We start from the raw sequence: 17,612 nt of genomic DNA, 5'->3' as shown, positions 1-17,612 counted from the left end.
TCGGAATCTGGGAGGACCATCTCCCAAGGCTAAATACTCCCTAGTGATCGATAGTGAACCAGTACCGTGAGGGAAAGGTGAAAAGCACCCCGGAAGGGGAGTGAAAGAGATCCTGAAACCGTGTGCCTACAAATAGTCAGAGCCCGTTAATGGGTGATGGCGTGCCTTTTGTAGAATGAACCGGCGAGTTACGATCCCGTGCGAGGTTAAGCTGAAGAGGCGGAGCCGCAGCGAAAGCGAGTCTGAATAGGGCGTTTAGTACGTGGTCGTAGACCCGAAACCAGGTGATCTACCCATGTCCAGGGTGAAGTTCAGGTAACACTGAATGGAGGCCCGAACCCACGCACGTTGAAAAGTGCGGGGATGAGGTGTGGGTAGCGGAGAAATTCCAATCGAACCTGGAGATAGCTGGTTCTCCCCGAAATAGCTTTAGGGCTAGCCTTAAGTGTAAGAGTCTTGGAGGTAGAGCACTGATTGAACTAGGGGTCCTCATCGGATTACCGAATTCAGTCAAACTCCGAATGCCAATGACTTATCCTTAGGAGTCAGACTGCGAGTGATAAGATCCGTAGTCAAGAGGGAAACAGCCCAGATCGCCAGCTAAGGTCCCAAAGTGTGTATTAAGTGGAAAAGGATGTGGAGTTGCTTAGACAACTAGGATGTTGGCTCAGAAGCAGCCACCATTTAAAGAGTGCGTAATAGCTCACTAGTCGAGTGACTCTGCGCCGAAAATGTACCGGGGCTAAATACACCACCGAAGCTGCGAATTGATACCAATGGTATCAGTGGTAGGGGAGCGTTCTAAGTGCAGTGAAGTCAGACCGGAAGGACTGGTGGAGCGCTTAGAAGTGAGAATGCCGGTATGAGTAGCGAAAGACGGGTGAGAATCCCGTCCACCGAATGCCTAAGGTTTCCTGAGGAAGGCTCGTCCGCTCAGGGTTAGTCAGGACCTAAGCCGAGGCCGACAGGCGTAGGCGATGGACAACAGGTTGATATTCCTGTACCACCTCTTTATCGTTTGAGCAATGGAGGGACGCAGAAGGATAGAAGAAGCGTGCGATTGGTTGTGCACGTCCAAGCAGTTAGGCTGATAAGTAGGCAAATCCGCTTATCGTGAAGGCTGAGCTGTGATGGGGAAGCTCCTTATGGAGCGAAGTCTTTGATTCCCCGCTGCCAAGAAAAGCTTCTAGCGAGATAAAAGGTGCCTGTACCGCAAACCGACACAGGTAGGCGAGGAGAGAATCCTAAGGTGTGCGAGAGAACTCTGGTTAAGGAACTCGGCAAAATGACCCCGTAACTTCGGGAGAAGGGGTGCTTTCTTAACGGAAAGCCGCAGTGAATAGGCCCAAGCGACTGTTTAGCAAAAACACAGGTCTCTGCGAAGCCGTAAGGCGAAGTATAGGGGCTGACACCTGCCCGGTGCTGGAAGGTTAAGGAGAGGGGTTAGCGTAAGCGAAGCTCTGAACTGAAGCCCCAGTAAACGGCGGCCGTAACTATAACGGTCCTAAGGTAGCGAAATTCCTTGTCGGGTAAGTTCCGACCCGCACGAAAGGTGTAACGATTTGGGCACTGTCTCAACCAGAGACTCGGTGAAATTATAGTACCTGTGAAGATGCAGGTTACCCGCGACAGGACGGAAAGACCCCGTGGAGCTTTACTGTAGCCTGATATTGAATTTTGGTACAGTTTGTACAGGATAGGCGGGAGCCATTGAAACCGGAGCGCTAGCTTCGGTGGAGGCGCTGGTGGGATACCGCCCTGACTGTATTGAAATTCTAACCTACGGGTCTCATCGACCCGGGAGACAGTGTCAGGTGGGCAGTTTGACTGGGGCGGTCGCCTCCTAAAGTGTAACGGAGGCGCCCAAAGGTTCCCTCAGAATGGTTGGAAATCATTCGTAGAGTGCAAAGGCATAAGGGAGCTTGACTGCGAGACCTACAAGTCGAGCAGGGACGAAAGTCGGGCTTAGTGATCCGGTGGTTCCGCATGGAAGGGCCATCGCTCAACGGATAAAAGCTACCCCGGGGATAACAGGCTTATCTCCCCCAAGAGTCCACATCGACGGGGAGGTTTGGCACCTCGATGTCGGCTCATCGCATCCTGGGGCTGTAGTCGGTCCCAAGGGTTGGGCTGTTCGCCCATTAAAGCGGTACGCGAGCTGGGTTCAGAACGTCGTGAGACAGTTCGGTCCCTATCCGTCGTGGGCGCAGGAAATTTGAGAGGAGCTGTCCTTAGTACGAGAGGACCGGGATGGACGCACCGCTGGTGTACCAGTTGTTCTGCCAAGGGCATAGCTGGGTAGCTATGTGCGGAAGGGATAAGTGCTGAAAGCATCTAAGCATGAAGCCCCCCTCAAGATGAGATTTCCCATAGCGTAAGCTAGTAAGATCCCTGAAAGATGATCAGGTTGATAGGTTCGAGGTGGAAGCATGGTGACATGTGGAGCTGACGAATACTAATAGATCGAGGACTTAACCATATAATATGAAGCTAATGTTATCTAGTTTTGAAGGAATATGCCTTCATAGTTTGGTGATGATGGCAGAGAGGTCACACCCGTTCCCATACCGAACACGGAAGTTAAGCTCTCTAGCGCCGATGGTAGTTGGGACCTTGTCCCTGTGAGAGTAGGACGTCGCCAAGCAAGATAAAAACACAAGTCTTTTGACTTGTGTTTTTTTGTTTTTAAACAGTACATGAAAGAAGTAAAGGGAATACATAAGTAATACAAACACGTTGCCCAAGAATAAATCATATTATATAAAAAAATGATGTATATTTTCCGGAAATTTGTTAAGGAATAGAGGTATATAATATGTTTATTTAAAAAGGGAGGAAAGATTATGAAATTACCAAGTGAAATTTGCATCGTTTGTGAGACAAAAAGAGGGGAAGGAATATATGTATATAATAATTTAATATGTTACGAGTGCGAAAGGAATCTGGTGAATACTGAGACAACTGACCCGAAGTATATACATTATTTAAAACAACTGCGAAAATTAGAAGTATCATATTTTTAAATAGGCATTATGCCTATTATTTTTTTTGCCCTAATATCTGTATAATAGATACAGAATGAATAATAAGGAAGAGATATATATGAATCAAAATCGTATGCCTTTATATGAGGCGCTAATGGAATTTAAAGAAAGGCGACTACTATCTTTTCATGTTCCGGGTCATAAGAATGGTTTAAACTTCCCTCAGAAAGCTTCAGGGGGGTTTAAGGACATATTATCAATTGATGTAACAGAGTTAACAGGATTAGATGATTTACATAGCCCGTTTGAATGTATAGATGAAGCACAGCAATTATTAGCTGAAGTATATGGCGTGCATAAAAGTTATTTTTTAATTAATGGTTCAACAGTTGGAAATTTAGCAATGATTTTGTCTTGCTGCGGCGAACATGATATTGTCCTCGTACAAAGAAATTGTCATAAATCGATCATTAATGGTTTGAAATTAGCAGGGGCTAATCCGGTCTTTTTAAATCCATGGATTGATGAAGTACATAACGTACCAGTAGGGGTTCATGATGAAATTATTAAGGAGGCAATTACAAAGTATCCAAATGCAAAAGCACTTATTTTAACACATCCTAATTACTATGGTATGGGAATTGATTTAGAGGCAAGTATCGCTTACGCACATGCACATAAAATTCCTGTTCTAGTAGATGAAGCCCATGGGGCGCATTTTTGTATAGGGGACCCCTTCCCGAAGTCAGCATTAGTTTATGGTGCGGATATTGTGGTTCATTCCGCACATAAAACATTACCTGCGATGACAATGGGATCTTATTTACATATAAATAGCCGTTTGGTGAGCGAAGAAAAAGTTTCCTCCTATTTAAGTATGCTACAATCTAGTAGCCCATCGTATCCAATTATGGCTTCTCTTGATATAGCACGTTTTGCAATAGCAGTTATAAAGGAAGAGGGTCATGATGAAATCGTTGAGTTTTTACGCCGATTTAAAGAAGGATTGCGATCTATCCCACAAATAGCCATTTTGCAATATCCATCGCAAGATGAATTAAAAGTTACGGTGCAAACTCGCTGTCAGTTATCAGGGTATGAATTACAGTCTGTATTTGAAAAAGTCGGTATATATACGGAAATGGCAGATCCATATAACGTCCTATTTATATTACCGTTACAAGTAAATGAGGGGTATATGAAAGCTATAGAGATCATTCGATTAGCTATGCAGCAATATAAGGTAAAAGACAAGACAGTATCAATTCGTTATACTTATAAAGGGGAGATTTCCCCTTTACCGTATACGTATAAACAATTAGAGAGATACGAAACGAAGTTAGTATCTATAGAAGAAGCCGTTGGTATGATAGCTGCAGAAATGGTGATTCCGTATCCACCTGGAATTCCATTGATCATGTATGGAGAGAGAATTACTCAAGAACATACAAAGCAAATTACTCATTTAGAGAAAACAGGGGCTCGTTTTCAAGGTAGTACGCAATATATGAACGTGTATGATATAGAAAGTAGGTTTTAGGATGAAGGGATTATTTGTAACAATTGAAGGGCCAGAAGGTTCGGGTAAAACAACATTAATTAAAAGTTTATTACCATATTTTGAGCAAAAGGAACAAAAGGTAATGGCGACCAGAGAACCGGGTGGTATTGCAATTTCTGAAGATATTAGAACAATTTTACATAAACAAGAGTATACGATGATGGAAGCACGTACAGAGGCGCTCTTATATGCTGCTGCACGTAGACAACATTTAGTGGAAAAAGTTATGCCAGCACTTGAGGAAAACTATCTTGTACTATGTGATCGTTTTATAGATAGCTCTTTAGCATATCAAGGATATGCAAGAGGCTTAGGTATGGATAAAGTATTTGAAATTAATCGTTTCGCAACGGAAGATTGTATGCCTAGTTTAACAATCTATTTAGATATTGAGCCAGAGGTAGGTTTAGCACGAATTGGAAAAGATGCAGGACGTGAAGTAAATCGACTAGATATGGAAGATATCTCTTTCCATAAACGTGTGCGTGAAGGGTATTTACAAGTTGTAGAGCGTTTCTCTAATCGCATTGTATTAGTAAATGCTGATCAACCAATGAAAAAACTTATAGAAGAAGTTGTTCAGATTATAGAAGATAAATTGTTATAATAGAAGGAAAGAATGAAATAAGTGAGGTATGCAGTATGATAAATACGTGGGAGCAGCTTTCTGCTATACAGCCCATCGGTGTCAAAATGTTGATGAATAGCATTGCAAAAGAGCGTATATCCCACGCTTACTTGTTAGAGGGAGGGAAAGGGACTGGGAAGTTCGCCACAGCAATTCAAATGGCAAAAAGTTTTCTCTGTTCACAAAGAAATGGTGTAGAGCCTTGTCATGTATGTACGAATTGTCGCCGAATTGATTCAGGTAACTACCCAAACTTACATATTGTAAAACCAGATGGATTATCTATTAAAAAACAGCAAATTCATGATTTACAAGAAGAGTTTTCAAAAACAGGATTAGAAGCAAATAAAAAAGTATATATTATTGAGCATGCAGATCGTATGACAGCAAATGCAGCGAATACGCTCTTAAAGTTTTTAGAAGAACCAAGTAGTGATACAACAGCTATTTTACTTACTGAACAAAGTCATCAGATTTTAAATACAATCTTATCTCGTTGTCAGGTTGTTACGTTTAGGCCGTTGCCTACAGAATCTTTAATTAAGAGGTTAGAGGAAGAAGGTATTACAGTTTCTTTATCTACACTTGCTGCGCAGCTTACAAATAGTTTTGAAGAAGCTTTATTAATGTGTAATGATGAATGGTTTGCACAAGCGAGAGCTTTAGTGATAAAATTATGTGAAGCGCTCGAAAAAGATAAGGCCTCTATTTTTTTTGTACAAGAAAAATGGGGGAAGCACTTTGGAGAGAAAGAACAATTACAGCAAGGCTTAGATATGTTACTCCTTATTTATAAGGATTTATTATATGTTCAACTTGGAGAAGAAGATCGTCTTGTTTTTCATGAGCAGAAAGAGATGTTTGAATCCTTTTCTTATGCTCAGAAGCGCATTGTATCAGCTCTCTTTAATATATTAGAGGCAAAAAATAGAATCAACGCTAATGTAAATGCGCAGCTTGTGTTCGAACAGTTAGTGTTGCGGTTGCAGGAGGGATGACCGTTTTGTATGATGTAGTAGGTGTTCGCTTTAAGAAGGCCGGAAAGGTATATTACTTTGATCCGAATCAGTTCGATATCTCAGAAAATGAGTTTGTAATTGTAGAAACGGTAAGAGGTATTGAGTACGGAAAAGTAGTTATTACCAAAAAGCAAGTTGATGAAAATGACGTTGTATTACCGCTAAAAAAAGTTATTCGTATTGCAAATGAAAATGATCGTACCATTGTTGAAGAGAATAGGCATGCTGCGAAAGAAGCATATCAAGTTTGTCAACAAAAGGTAGGAGAACATAATCTTGATATGAAGCTTGTAGATGTAGAGTATACGTTCGATCGTAATAAGATTATTTTTTACTTTACTGCGGATGGTCGGATTGATTTCCGGGAACTAGTGAAAGACTTAGCGGCAATTTTTAGGACAAGAATTGAGCTGAGACAGATCGGCGTTCGTGACGAAGCAAAAATGCTTGGTGGTATTGGTCCATGTGGTCGTATGCTTTGTTGTTCTACTTTTTTAGGAGATTTTGAACCTGTATCCATTAAAATGGCAAAGGATCAAAATTTATCATTAAATCCTGCAAAAATCTCTGGTTTATGTGGTCGCTTAATGTGTTGCTTAAAATATGAGAATGATGAATATGAGGCAGCAAAGGAACAACTTCCTGATTTAGATCAACGTATACAAACACCGCACGGTACTGGCCGTGTTATCGGATTAAATATTTTAGAAAGATTAATTCAAGTGGAACTAGTAGACAAGGAACGGATAGTAGAATATACGTTAGATGAATTAATGAATAAAGGGGTCGTTTCGAGTCAAACCACAGATTAATGAGGTGGGTGCTTGTGGAGAAAAAGGATATTTTTGCATCGGTTTCTAGTATGGAAGAGCAAATTGGACATTTATACAAACAGTTGGGAGAATTAAAACAACATCTTGCAGAATTATTGGAAGAAAACCAACATATAAAAATGGAAAATGAAAATTTGCGACATCGTTTTGAAGAAGTGCAGAACAAGGAAAAACAAAAAACTCAAAAACGCAAAGAAATGAAGGCGAAGACAGATATTGGTGAAGGCTACGATAATCTAGCGAGACTATATCAAGAAGGTTTTCATATTTGCAATCTACATTATGGAAGTGTACGTAAAGAGGGAGATTGTTTATTCTGTCTGTCATTTTTAAATAAAAAGTGAGATTACCTTTCCAATATAATTGGAAAGGTAATTTTTTATACATGAGAGTAGAATGAAATTTATTTTTACATTAATAGAAGATGAAATAGGGTAGGTTAAGTGTAAGAAAGGGAGCAATATATGAATTTATATGAAGATGAGCGTTTAGATTACTTATTAGCGCAAGATATGAAGATTGTACAAAGTCCATCAGTATTTAATTTTTCTTTGGATGCTGTTTTACTTGCAGATTTTGCTTGGGTGCCAATTCAAAAAGGTAATTTACTTGATTTGTGTACAGGTAACGCAGTTATCCCTCTTTTATTAAGTACAAGGACAAAAGGGAAAATTACAGGTGTAGAAATTCAAGAGCGCTTATATGATATGGGAATAAGAAGCGTTCAATACAATAATTTAGCAGAAAGAATTCATTTAATCCATGGAGATTTGAAAGATATGCCGGAGAAACTTGGACGTCATCAATATGATGTTGTAACATGTAATCCTCCTTATTTTCAAACACCACAAACTTCTGAGAAGAATATGAATGAACATTTAGCGATAGCTCGTCATGAAATTATGTGCACACTAGAAGATGTTGTATACGCAAGTAGTCAGCTAGTGAAACAGGGTGGGAAAGTAGCATTTGTACATCGTCCAGGTCGTTTGCTCGACATCGTCACATTAATGCGTAAATACAAAATTGAACCGAAACGTGTGCGATTTGTTTATCCTAAGGCTGGTAAAGAAGCGAATACATTGTTAATTGAAGGAATTAAGGATGGAAATGCAGATTTAAAAATCTTACCACCTCTTTTTGTATATGAAGAAAATAATGAATATACAAAGGAGCTTCGTTCAATTTTATATGGAGAAGAATAAGCATTGTTTTTATGTGGTGGAGTGTTCTGATGGAAGTTATTATGCTGGATACACGAATCATATAGAAAAACGGATTGAGACCCATAATAGTGGAAAAGGTGCTAGATATACACGCGCTAGACTTCCAGTTGTTTTAAAATATGTAGAGGATCACGAGGATAAACGAACGGCTATGCAAGCTGAGTATCACTTTAAGCAGTTAACGAGGAAAAAAAAAGAAGAATATATGCAAAAAGGAGAACGCTATGTGGCAGCAAAAAAGCTTTCAGCAAAATGAAAAGGGAGTTTTATATTTAGTACCGACTCCAATCGGAAATTTAGAGGATATGACATTTCGTGCAATCCGAATTTTAAAAGAGGCAGACATTATTGCAGCGGAAGATACAAGGCAAACGAAGAAACTTTGTAATTACTTTGAAATTGAAACACCAGTTATGAGTTATCATGAGCATAATAAAGGAGTAAGTGGACGGAAAATTTTAGATAAGTTAGAAGAAGGTAAGACTGTAGCCATTGTGAGCGATGCTGGTATGCCATGTATTTCAGATCCTGGTTATGATATCGTTGTAGAGGCTGTAGCAGAACAATATCATGTTATCCCGCTTCCTGGGGCAAATGCAGCCCTTACAGCATTGATTGCATCAGGACTTGAGACAAAACATTTTTATTTCTATGGTTTCCTGCAAAGAAATAAAAAGGGACGTAAGCTTGAATTAGAAAAACTACGCTATATTCCAACTACAATGATGTTTTATGAGGCGCCACATCGTTTAGATGATACTTTAATCTCTATGCAAGAAGTATTAGGAAATAGGGAAATCGTATTATGTCGTGAGCTAACGAAAAAATTTGAAGAGTTTATTCGTGGAACAATTGAAGAAGCGATTGAGTGGACGAAGCAAAATGAAGTTCGTGGTGAGTTTTGTATTTTAGTAGCAGGTTCAACAGAAGAACCTACTCCAGAAGAACAATGGTGGGAAGCTATTTCAGTATATAATCATATTGAACATTATATAAATGAAAAAGGTATGAATTCAAAAGAAGCGATAAAAACAGTCGCTAAAGATCGAGATTTGTCGAAACGAGACGTATATCAAATCTATCATGTGGATAAAAAATAAGCTTCTCATAATTGAGAAGCTTATTTTGCTGTTTCGATATAATCTTGAAGTTCGTTTAAGACTTGTTCAGCGCCTTCTTTACTTAAGATAATTTTACCTTCAGCTAAAGATAGGTTACCATCAGATACTTCACCAGTTACTTGGCAAGTCATGTTTGGTTTATATTTCTTTAAGATGATTTTTTCATCATCAACGTAGATTTCAAGAGCATCCTTTTCTGCAATACCTAAAGTACGGCGTAATTCGATTGGAATTACTACACGACCTAATTCATCAACTTTACGAACGATACCAGTAGATTTCATAATTCTTTTCCTCCTAAATAAATAGTTTATAAGTTTCGAGTCTATTTTTTTGATTCGTCATTTTTCGACAAAATACCCTATGGACATATGATACCAATCATTTACATTTCCGTCAATTATTAAATTCTATATTTTTTAAAAAGATTTATAGATTTTTATACTTCTTATATATGATAGAATGTAAGTCATTTCTACAATTGTTTTGTATTTTTTTTGTAATGTTTATACTTTTCGGGAAATATATTGTATATTTTTTTGAATATGAGTAATAGATGATAAAGATATCGAGCATTAACTCGTTTTTATCCCGCTATTTGCGAGCAGTAAGACTCCCACTTTAAAATTTAGCCGGAGCAAAGAAGTTAAGTGGGAGTCGGGCTGCTCGTAAAAGCCCGATTGGTGTGGGCTAATAATCCATGGGGGATGAACCCTCTCCACGGATTAAAGTTTCACTTTATATATGAGTTTTTGATATACTGTTTATAAATACATATGAGGTTATTCGGGAGGTCCAAAACGATGAAAGAGGAAAATAAGTCCTTTTATATTACTACCCCAATTTATTATCCAAGTGGAAAGTTACACATTGGACATGCTTATACGACAGTAGCAGGAGATGCGATGGCACGATATAAGCGTATGCAAGGATACAATGTTCATTATTTAACAGGAACTGATGAGCATGGACAGAAGATCCAAAAGAAAGCAGAAGAACTAAATGTTACACCACAGGCATATGTGGATAACATTGTATCAGGGATTAAAGAACTTTGGGAGAAGATGGATATCTCTTATGATGATTTTATTCGTACAACTGAAGATCGTCATAAAGATGTTGTTGAGAAAATCTTCAAGCAACTAGTAGATCAAGGCGATATTTATCTTGATGAATATGAAGGTTGGTATTCTGTACAAGATGAAACATTCTATACAGCGCATCAATTAGTAGATCCAATTATGGAAGGTGACAAAGTAGTTGGTGGAAAAAGCCCAGATAGTGGTCACGCTGTAGAACTTGTTCGCGAAGAGTCTTATTTCTTTAGAATGGGTAAATATGTAGACCGACTATTAAAGTTCTATGAAGATAACCCTCATTTCATTCAGCCGGAGTCCCGTAAAAATGAAATGATTAATAACTTCATTAAACCAGGATTAGAAGATTTAGCTGTTTCTCGTACTTCATTTGACTGGGGAGTTCGTGTTCCAGGTAACCCCAAACACGTTATTTACGTATGGGTAGATGCGTTGTCTAATTACATTACTGCATTAGGATATGGAACAGAAAATGAAGAGAAGTATAAAAAATTCTGGCCAGCAGATGTCCATTTAGTTGGGAAAGAAATCGTTCGTTTCCACACAATTTATTGGCCAATTATTTTAATGGCTTTAGATTTACCACTTCCGAAGAAAGTCTTTGCTCATGGCTGGATTTTAATGAAGGATGGAAAAATGAGTAAGTCAAAAGGAAACGTAGTAGATCCAGTTACACTAATTGATCGTTACGGATTAGATGCATTGCGTTACTACTTACTTCGCGAAGTTCCATTTGGATCTGATGGGGTATTCACACCAGAAGGATTTGTTGAACGAATCAACTTTGATTTAGCGAATGATTTAGGTAACTTATTAAATCGTACAGTAGCTATGATTGATAAATACTTTAACGGGGAAATCCCTGCATTTAAAGCAAATGTAACTGAGTTCGATGAAACGTTAGTGACATTTGCCAAAGATACATTGAAAAAAGTAGAAGAGGCAATGGAGAATATGGAATTCTCTGTAGCGCTAAGTTCCATTTGGCAATTAGTTAGCCGTACGAACAAATATATTGATGAAACGCAGCCGTGGGTATTAGCGAAGGATGAGAATGATCGCGAAAAACTTGCGTCTGTAATGGCCCACTTAGCTGAGGTACTTCGTCAAACAGGTATTATGCTTATGCCATTCCTAACAGTAGCACCAAGTAAGATGTTTGCTCAACTTGGACTTACTGAAGAGGCGCATAAATCTTGGGAAAGCCTATCTACAATTGGATGTATTCCAGCTGGAACAAAAGTAGAAAAAGGAAACCCAATCTTCCCTCGTTTGGAAATGGAAGTAGAAGTGGGGTATATTAAAGAACAAATGCAAGGTTCTGCTCCTAAAGTAGAAGAGAAAAAAGCAGAAGAACCAAAGGCAGAAGAAATTACAATTGATGATTTCTTTAAAGTAGAATTACGAGTAGCTGAAGTAATATCCGCTGAACCTGTGAAAAAAGCAGATAAGTTGTTAAAAATTCAGCTTGATTTAGGTACAGAGAAGCGCCAAGTGGTTTCTGGGATTGCTAAATTCTATTCCCCAGAAGAACTAAAAGGTAAAAAGGTTATTTGTGTAACGAATTTAAAACCTGTAAAATTACGTGGTGAATTATCACAAGGTATGATTTTAGCAGGTGAAGAGAATGGCGTATTGTCATTAGCGTCAATTGACCAGAATTTACCAAATGGTACAAAAATCAAGTAATTGAGACAAGAAAAGAGATGTTTCACGTGTAACATTGGTGAAGCGTCTTTTTTCTTTTTACATTCCGTTTTTTGCATTAAAATTGAAGTATTGTTATCGTTAAGTTAGAAAGAGTGTAGTTTTTCTATGAGAGAATTGATTTCAATATAAAAGGAGTTATTTATTATGTTGTTTGATACACATTCACATTTAAATGCAGAGCAATTTGAAGAAGATTTACAAGAAGTTATCGTGAGAATGAAAGAAGCGGGAGTTACATATACAGTTGTTGTTGGATTTGATGAAGTAACGATAAAGAAAGCAATTGAATTAGCAGAGGCTTATGATTTTATTTACGCTGCAGTTGGATGGCATCCTGTTGATGCAATCGATATGAAAGAAGAACATTTAGCTTGGTTAGAAGAATTAGCGGCTCATCCTAAAGTAGTTGCAATTGGGGAAATGGGATTAGATTATCACTGGGATAAGTCTCCAAAAGAAATACAGAAGGAAGTATTCCGTAAACAAATTGCATTAGCGAAAAAGGTGAAATTACCGATTATTATACATAACCGCGATGCAACTCAAGATATTGTTGATATCCTAGAGGAAGAGAATGCAGCTGAAGTAGGGGGCATTATGCATTGCTTTAGCGGTAGTGTAGAAGTAGCGCAGCGATGTGTCGATATGAACTTTTTAATTTCATTAGGTGGGCCAGTAACATTTAAAAATGCCAAGAAACCGAAAGAAGTTGCTATGGAGATTCCGTTAGAAAAATTATTGATAGAGACAGATTGCCCGTATTTAACACCACACCCATTTCGAGGGAAACGAAATGAACCTAGTTATGTAAAACTGGTAGCAGAAGAAATTGCGAATTTAAAAGGAATTTCTTATGACGAAGTAGCACAAGTAACAACAAAGAATGCCAAATCCTTATTTGGTGTTGAATAAAAAAGAATGGGGAGTCCCATTCTTTTTTTGTTTTTTGAGAAGAGAGATAGTAGAAGTGATAAGAACCCACTATTTACTCATAACATAAGTGTAGAAATATTGTGGATAAATTAAGATGGAGATAGAAGTGTTACAATAAGGATAGTGAACAAAGATTTTTCTCTTCTACTTTTTAAAATGTACGATTGGGAAAATAATAATGGAAAAGTCGTCATTTTTTTGTTTTACTAAGTAGAGATGAAAAGAGTGTGGAGGCAAGCATGAAAATTAAAGAGATTATCGTTGTAGAAGGTAAAGATGATACAGTTGCGATTAAACGTGCTGTTGATGCGGATACAATCGAAACGAACGGTTCAGCAATCGGTGATCACGTTATTGAGCAAGTTAAATTAGCGCAGCAAAAACGAGGCGTTATTATTTTCACAGATCCGGATTATCCTGGAGAGCGTATTCGAAAAATTATTTCTGACAAGGTTCCTGGATGTAAGCATGCTTTTTTAACGAAGGAAGAAGCACTTGCTAAAAGGAAAAAGGGTGTTGGAATCGAACATGCTTCTAATGAGTCGATTCGCCGTGCTTTAGAGAATATACATGAAGAAATGGAAGCTTACACAAGTGAAATTAGTTGGAGTGATCTAGTCGATGCGGGCTTAGTGGGCGGAGAAATGGCAAAGAGTCGCAGAGAAAGAGTGGGTAAGCTATTAAAGATTGGTTATACAAACGCAAAACAGTTACATAAACGTTTACAAATGTTTCAGGTTTCAAAGGAATCATTTGCAGAAGCTTATAAGCAAGTAATACAGGAGGAAAAAAAATGAAGGATATCGCAACACCAAATCGTACGAAAGACATTGTTGAAAAGTATGGATTTTCATTCAAAAAAAGTTTAGGACAAAATTTTTTAATTGATACGAATGTATTAAATCGTATCGTTGATCACGCAGAAATCGGTTCAGAAAGTGGCGCAATTGAAATTGGACCAGGTATCGGTGCGTTAACAGAGCAATTGGCAAAGCGTGCTAAAAAAGTAGTGGCTTTTGAAATTGATCAGAGATTATTACCAATTTTAGACGAGACGTTAGCTCCATATAGCAACGTTACAGTTATAAATAAAGATGTACTAAAAGCAGATGTACATGAAGTGTTTAGTGAGCAATTTGAAGAAGGGCAAGATGTAATGGTAGTAGCTAACTTACCATACTATATTACAACGCCAATTTTATTTAAATTGCTTGAAGAAAAATTACCGGTTCGTGGATTTGTTGTTATGATGCAAAAAGAAGTTGGGGATCGTTTAGCTGCTAAACCAGGAACGAAAGAGTATGGTTCTTTATCAATTGCCATTCAGTATTATACAGAGGTAGAAACAGTTATGACTGTACCGCGTACAGTGTTTGTGCCACAACCAAATGTTGATTCTGCGATTATCCGTCTTCTAAAGCGTCCTAAACCAGTTGTAGAAGTGACAGATGAAACTTTCTTCTTTGAAGTAGTACGAGCGAGTTTCGCACAGCGTCGTAAAACTTTAATGAATAATTTATCAAATAATTTAAATGGTTTCCCGAAAGATAAAGAGCTGTTGGATCGAATTTTGACAGAAGTAGGAATTGATCCGAAGCGAAGAGGCGAAACGCTATCTATCGAAGAGTTTGCAACATTAAGTAATGCATTAATTCTTCATAAATTGTCATAAGAATATGAAAGGGACAGTTCAACTTGAGCTGTCCCTTTTGTCACCTTTCCTTTCCTAAATTCATACTTTAAAAACAGGTAAGATGGCCTAACGAGTTTGGAGTTTGGAGGTAGGAGAATGGATTTACATGTTGGAGAATTAGTTGAACGATATTCTCATAATAGGGATATTCTTTTTCGTATTATAGAAATAAAAGGCGATATGGCAATATTATTTGGAGAGGAAATTAGACTTGTGGCGGATGCACCACTTGCAGATTTAGTTAGTATAGATCAACGAGAACATAAAAATAGAGTGAAGCGTGAAAAAGAAACGATGGAGCGTACTTACCGGTTGTTTCAGCAAGATTACGTGTTGATGAAACAAAGACATGAACATAATTCAACTGGTGGATATACAAGTGAAGTGAATTATTTTCAAATGCCAGGACGTGTATTGCATATAGATGGAGATCCTTTATATTTGCGCAAGTGCTTAGATTTATATAATAAAATAGGCGTTCCTGTTCAAGGTATTCATTGTAAGGAAACGGAGATGCATGAAAAGGTAGTAGACTTAATAGATCATTTTCGCCCAGACATTTTAGTTATTACAGGACATGATGCATATACAAAGTCAAAAGGAGTTATGGGAGATTTAGCAGCATATAGACATTCTAGACATTTTGTACAGGCCGTTCGAGAAGTGCGGAAAAAGTATCCATCGTTAGATCAACTCGTTATTTTTGCTGGGGCTTGTCAATCACACTTTGAGGCGTTGATTCGGGCAGGTGCTAATTTTGCTAGTTCACCGTCTAGAATTAATATTCATGCTCTAGATCCTGTATATGTAGTTGGCAAAATTAGTTTCACTTCATTTATGGAAAGAGTAAATGTATGGGACGTTGTGCGTAATACAATTACTGGCGAAAAGGGACTAGGCGGAATTGAAACAAGAGGGATTTTACGAACAGGATTGCCCTTTCAACATTATGACGAATGAGCAAGGTACATACGTATCTTGCTTTTTTATGTGGAAATGATTTAAATGAGTCTGGATAAAAAGCGGCAAGAACGTGCAGACTATACAATGATACTTTTAGAATATAGTATTTCTTCTATCTATTTGAACGCATGATGCTTTTATAATGATATTGTCTGTGAATTGCGGTTAATAATTGGGATAGATATATCGTGTTTTAAGTGTTCAATCTAAATTACAGCGAGGTGTAGCAAAGTATATGTCAAAACGTTTAGATGAAATTAAAAGCGAATTAGATCACCATCTTGGACAGCGACTTATGTTAAAGGCAAATAGTGGGAGAAGAAAAACTGTGGAGCAATCAGGTGTACTTGCAGAAACGTATCGTTCTGTGTTTGTTGTACAATTAGACCAGCAAGAAGATGCATTGCAACGTGTATCTTATAGTTATGCAGATGTTTTAACAGAGACAGTAGAGCTAACATTTTACGATGAATCTCAAAATGAAGTATTTTATAATTAATGTATTTTTCGTTACATATATTCCCATAAATGAAAAGCTATATTATTTTGCATACTAATTATACCGTAGCAAAATAAGGAGGGACTCTGCATTGAGTAGACGAAGAGGAGTCATGTCAAATCAATTTAAAGAAGAGCTTGCAAAAGAGCTTGGATTTTATGATGTTGTTCAGAAAGAAGGATGGGGCGGAATTCGTGCGAAAGATGCTGGTAATATGGTGAAACGTGCTATAGAAATTGCAGAACAGCAATTAATGAAACGAAACCAGTAGTTGTAAGATACTTTCTATGCTACGGTAGCCGAGGAGAGATTCCTCGGCTTTTTGCACGCTAAAAGGTGCCATCATTTGACATAAGTAGTTTCATTCTGAATGCTTTTCGATATAATTAGGGAAGTGTCATCGTCTTACTATAAATTTATGGTAAAATAAACGATAAAAGATTGAGTACATAGAGTGGGTGAATAGATTGAAGCTACTAGTGAAAGCACCAGCAAAGATTAATCTGTCGTTAGATGTACTGGGAAAAAGACAAGATGGATATCATGAAGTGAAAATGATTATGACAACAATCGACTTGGCAGATCGTTTAGAGCTAACGGAATTAGCAGAAGACCGTATTGAAATTTTGTCCCATAATCGGTATGTCCCAGACGACCAACGCAATTTAGCTTATCAAGCAGCGAAATTATTAAAAGTGAAGTTTAATGTAAAAAAAGGTGTGTCTATTACTATTGAAAAAACGATTCCAGTAGCCGCTGGATTAGCAGGTGGAAGTAGTGATGCAGCAGCGACATTACGTGGCCTTAATAAGTTATGGAATTTAGGGCTAACAATCGATGAATTAGCAAAGCTTGGCGCAGAAATTGGATCAGATGTATCGTTCTGTGTATATGGTGGAACTGCTATTGCCACTGGAAGAGGAGAAGAAATTGAACATATAAAGACTCCGCCTTCTTGTTGGGTTGTTTTAGCAAAGCCCCACATTGGTGTATCTACTGCTGACGTGTACGGAAATTTAAAATTAAATCGTGTTACTCATCCAAATGTAGATAAAATGGTTGAAGTCATTAACCATGGCGATTATAAAGGAATTTGTGATACTGTTGGTAACGTTTTAGAAGATGTGACGTTTGCGATGCATCCCGAGGTTGCACGTATTAAATCACAGATGAAACGCTTTGGGGCAGATGCCGTATTAATGAGTGGAAGTGGCCCAACTGTATTTGGTCTTGTACACCATGATTCGCGAATGCACCGCATATATAACGGGTTAAAAGGATTTTGCGAGCAAGTATATGCAGTGCGTTTATTAGGAGAGCGAGAAACGCTTGAATAAAGACGTAT

18 protein-coding genes and 2 rRNA genes (1 of these 20 cut by a window edge) are annotated in these 17,612 nt (G+C 38.0%); 19 read left to right on the top strand and 1 reads right to left on the bottom strand.

Features of this window, described 5'->3' with window-relative positions; all coding sequences use genetic code 11:
• The 11 genes from MKX66_RS19700 to rsmI all read left to right on the top strand — a co-directional run.
• Positions 1-2,479: ribosomal RNA gene (locus MKX66_RS19700) — 23S ribosomal RNA — on the top strand; it begins 443 nt to the left of the window's first position.
• 49 nt (positions 2,480-2,528) lie between these two features.
• Positions 2,529-2,644 (top strand): 5S ribosomal RNA (gene rrf, locus MKX66_RS19695).
• A 199-nt stretch (positions 2,645-2,843) separates the two neighbouring features.
• Positions 2,844-3,023 carry a sigma factor G inhibitor Gin gene (locus tag MKX66_RS19690; protein ID WP_002130199.1) on the top strand — a complete coding sequence of 60 codons (180 nt, stop codon included), beginning with the start codon at positions 2,844-2,846 and terminating at the stop codon, positions 3,021-3,023.
• Positions 3,024-3,102: 79 nt separating this feature from the next.
• Positions 3,103-4,524 carry an aminotransferase class I/II-fold pyridoxal phosphate-dependent enzyme gene (locus MKX66_RS19685; RefSeq protein ID WP_033708702.1) on the top strand — a complete coding sequence of 474 codons (1,422 nt, stop codon included), beginning with the start codon at positions 3,103-3,105 and terminating at the stop codon, positions 4,522-4,524.
• A gap of 1 nt (position 4,525) precedes the next feature.
• Positions 4,526-5,152, top strand: a complete 627-nt coding sequence (tmk, locus tag MKX66_RS19680; RefSeq protein ID WP_002009634.1) for a dTMP kinase — start codon at positions 4,526-4,528, stop codon at positions 5,150-5,152.
• 35 nt (positions 5,153-5,187) lie between these two features.
• Positions 5,188-6,171 carry a DNA polymerase III subunit delta' gene (holB, locus tag MKX66_RS19675; RefSeq protein WP_002009636.1) on the top strand — a complete coding sequence of 328 codons (984 nt, stop codon included), beginning with the start codon at positions 5,188-5,190 and terminating at the stop codon, positions 6,169-6,171.
• Positions 6,172-6,176: 5 nt separating this feature from the next.
• Positions 6,177-7,004, top strand: coding sequence for a PSP1 domain-containing protein (locus tag MKX66_RS19670; RefSeq protein WP_002009637.1), 828 nt, complete (start codon positions 6,177-6,179; stop codon positions 7,002-7,004).
• Between the two features lie 14 nt (positions 7,005-7,018).
• Positions 7,019-7,369, top strand: a complete 351-nt coding sequence (gene yabA / locus MKX66_RS19665; RefSeq protein ID WP_002009639.1) for a DNA replication initiation control protein YabA — start codon at positions 7,019-7,021, stop codon at positions 7,367-7,369.
• A gap of 120 nt (positions 7,370-7,489) precedes the next feature.
• Positions 7,490-8,230, top strand: coding sequence for a tRNA1(Val) (adenine(37)-N6)-methyltransferase (locus MKX66_RS19660; RefSeq protein WP_002029328.1), 741 nt, complete (start codon positions 7,490-7,492; stop codon positions 8,228-8,230).
• A complete protein-coding gene (locus MKX66_RS19655) occupies positions 8,217-8,507 on the top strand; it encodes a GIY-YIG nuclease family protein (protein ID WP_215591271.1) in 291 nt (96 codons plus the stop codon). Before MKX66_RS19660 ends, MKX66_RS19655 begins: the two co-directional genes overlap by 14 nt.
• Positions 8,476-9,351 carry a 16S rRNA (cytidine(1402)-2'-O)-methyltransferase gene (gene rsmI / locus MKX66_RS19650; protein ID WP_002143972.1) on the top strand — a complete coding sequence of 292 codons (876 nt, stop codon included), beginning with the start codon at positions 8,476-8,478 and terminating at the stop codon, positions 9,349-9,351. Before MKX66_RS19655 ends, rsmI begins: the two co-directional genes overlap by 32 nt.
• 20 nt (positions 9,352-9,371) lie before the next feature.
• Here rsmI and MKX66_RS19645 read toward each other — a convergent pair whose 3' ends face one another.
• Positions 9,372-9,656, bottom strand: coding sequence for an AbrB/MazE/SpoVT family DNA-binding domain-containing protein (locus MKX66_RS19645; protein WP_000843037.1), 285 nt, complete (start codon positions 9,654-9,656; stop codon positions 9,372-9,374).
• Between the two features lie 519 nt (positions 9,657-10,175).
• On the opposite strand from MKX66_RS19645, the gene metG reads away from it, so the two are divergent.
• The 8 genes from metG (at position 10,176) to ispE (ending at position 17,604) form a co-directional block, all read left to right on the top strand.
• A complete protein-coding gene (metG, locus tag MKX66_RS19640) occupies positions 10,176-12,158 on the top strand; it encodes a methionine--tRNA ligase (protein ID WP_002029324.1) in 1,983 nt (660 codons plus the stop codon).
• Positions 12,159-12,323: 165 nt separating this feature from the next.
• Positions 12,324-13,091 (top strand): TatD family hydrolase, encoded by a 768-nt coding sequence (locus MKX66_RS19635; protein WP_215590554.1) that lies wholly within the window; start codon positions 12,324-12,326, stop codon positions 13,089-13,091.
• A 260-nt stretch (positions 13,092-13,351) separates the two neighbouring features.
• Complete coding sequence (rnmV, locus tag MKX66_RS19630; protein ID WP_002029323.1) at positions 13,352-13,909, top strand: ribonuclease M5; 558 nt, start codon at positions 13,352-13,354, stop codon at positions 13,907-13,909.
• Complete coding sequence (gene rsmA, locus MKX66_RS19625; RefSeq protein WP_002091590.1) at positions 13,906-14,784, top strand: 16S rRNA (adenine(1518)-N(6)/adenine(1519)-N(6))-dimethyltransferase RsmA; 879 nt, start codon at positions 13,906-13,908, stop codon at positions 14,782-14,784. The genes rnmV and rsmA overlap by 4 nt, the downstream gene beginning before the upstream one ends.
• Positions 14,785-14,901: 117 nt before the next feature.
• Positions 14,902-15,765 carry a sporulation peptidase YabG gene (yabG, locus tag MKX66_RS19620; protein ID WP_002009651.1) on the top strand — a complete coding sequence of 288 codons (864 nt, stop codon included), beginning with the start codon at positions 14,902-14,904 and terminating at the stop codon, positions 15,763-15,765.
• A 238-nt stretch (positions 15,766-16,003) separates the two neighbouring features.
• Positions 16,004-16,267: a biofilm formation stimulator Veg gene (gene veg, locus MKX66_RS19615; RefSeq protein ID WP_002009653.1), complete on the top strand. Its 264-nt coding sequence runs from the start codon at positions 16,004-16,006 to the stop codon at positions 16,265-16,267.
• Between the two features lie 91 nt (positions 16,268-16,358).
• Entirely contained in the window at positions 16,359-16,538 is a 180-nt protein-coding gene (gene sspF, locus MKX66_RS19610) for an acid-soluble spore protein SspF (protein WP_002094215.1), read from the top strand.
• Between the two features lie 196 nt (positions 16,539-16,734).
• Positions 16,735-17,604: a 4-(cytidine 5'-diphospho)-2-C-methyl-D-erythritol kinase gene (gene ispE / locus MKX66_RS19605; RefSeq protein ID WP_012260164.1), complete on the top strand. Its 870-nt coding sequence runs from the start codon at positions 16,735-16,737 to the stop codon at positions 17,602-17,604.
• The last annotated feature ends 8 nt before the right edge of the window (positions 17,605-17,612 follow it).

Origin of the sequence: Bacillus sp. FSL R9-9530, from assembly GCF_038008145.1 — a bacterium.
Lineage (GTDB): Bacteria > Bacillota > Bacilli > Bacillales > Bacillaceae_G > Bacillus_A > Bacillus_A mycoides.
Note: the sequence above shows the minus strand (reverse complement) of the source record. Positions and strands in the feature narration are given on the sequence as shown.

Coding starts and splice junctions, on each gene's coding strand:
- MKX66_RS19645 (WP_000843037.1), bottom strand. CDS start 9,656: ATGAAATCTACTGGTATCGTTCGTAAAGTTGATGAATTAGGTCGTGTA.
- holB (WP_002009636.1), top strand. CDS start 5,188: ATGATAAATACGTGGGAGCAGCTTTCTGCTATACAGCCCATCGGTGTC.
- MKX66_RS19685 (WP_033708702.1), top strand. CDS start 3,103: ATGAATCAAAATCGTATGCCTTTATATGAGGCGCTAATGGAATTTAAA.
- rsmI (WP_002143972.1), top strand. CDS start 8,476: ATGTGGCAGCAAAAAAGCTTTCAGCAAAATGAAAAGGGAGTTTTATAT.
- MKX66_RS19690 (WP_002130199.1), top strand. CDS start 2,844: ATGAAATTACCAAGTGAAATTTGCATCGTTTGTGAGACAAAAAGAGGG.
- MKX66_RS19660 (WP_002029328.1), top strand. CDS start 7,490: ATGAATTTATATGAAGATGAGCGTTTAGATTACTTATTAGCGCAAGAT.
- tmk (WP_002009634.1), top strand. CDS start 4,526: ATGAAGGGATTATTTGTAACAATTGAAGGGCCAGAAGGTTCGGGTAAA.
- rsmA (WP_002091590.1), top strand. CDS start 13,906: ATGAAGGATATCGCAACACCAAATCGTACGAAAGACATTGTTGAAAAG.
- yabG (WP_002009651.1), top strand. CDS start 14,902: ATGGATTTACATGTTGGAGAATTAGTTGAACGATATTCTCATAATAGG.
- MKX66_RS19635 (WP_215590554.1), top strand. CDS start 12,324: ATGTTGTTTGATACACATTCACATTTAAATGCAGAGCAATTTGAAGAA.
- rnmV (WP_002029323.1), top strand. CDS start 13,352: ATGAAAATTAAAGAGATTATCGTTGTAGAAGGTAAAGATGATACAGTT.
- MKX66_RS19655 (WP_215591271.1), top strand. CDS start 8,217: ATGGAGAAGAATAAGCATTGTTTTTATGTGGTGGAGTGTTCTGATGGA.
- veg (WP_002009653.1), top strand. CDS start 16,004: ATGTCAAAACGTTTAGATGAAATTAAAAGCGAATTAGATCACCATCTT.
- metG (WP_002029324.1), top strand. CDS start 10,176: ATGAAAGAGGAAAATAAGTCCTTTTATATTACTACCCCAATTTATTAT.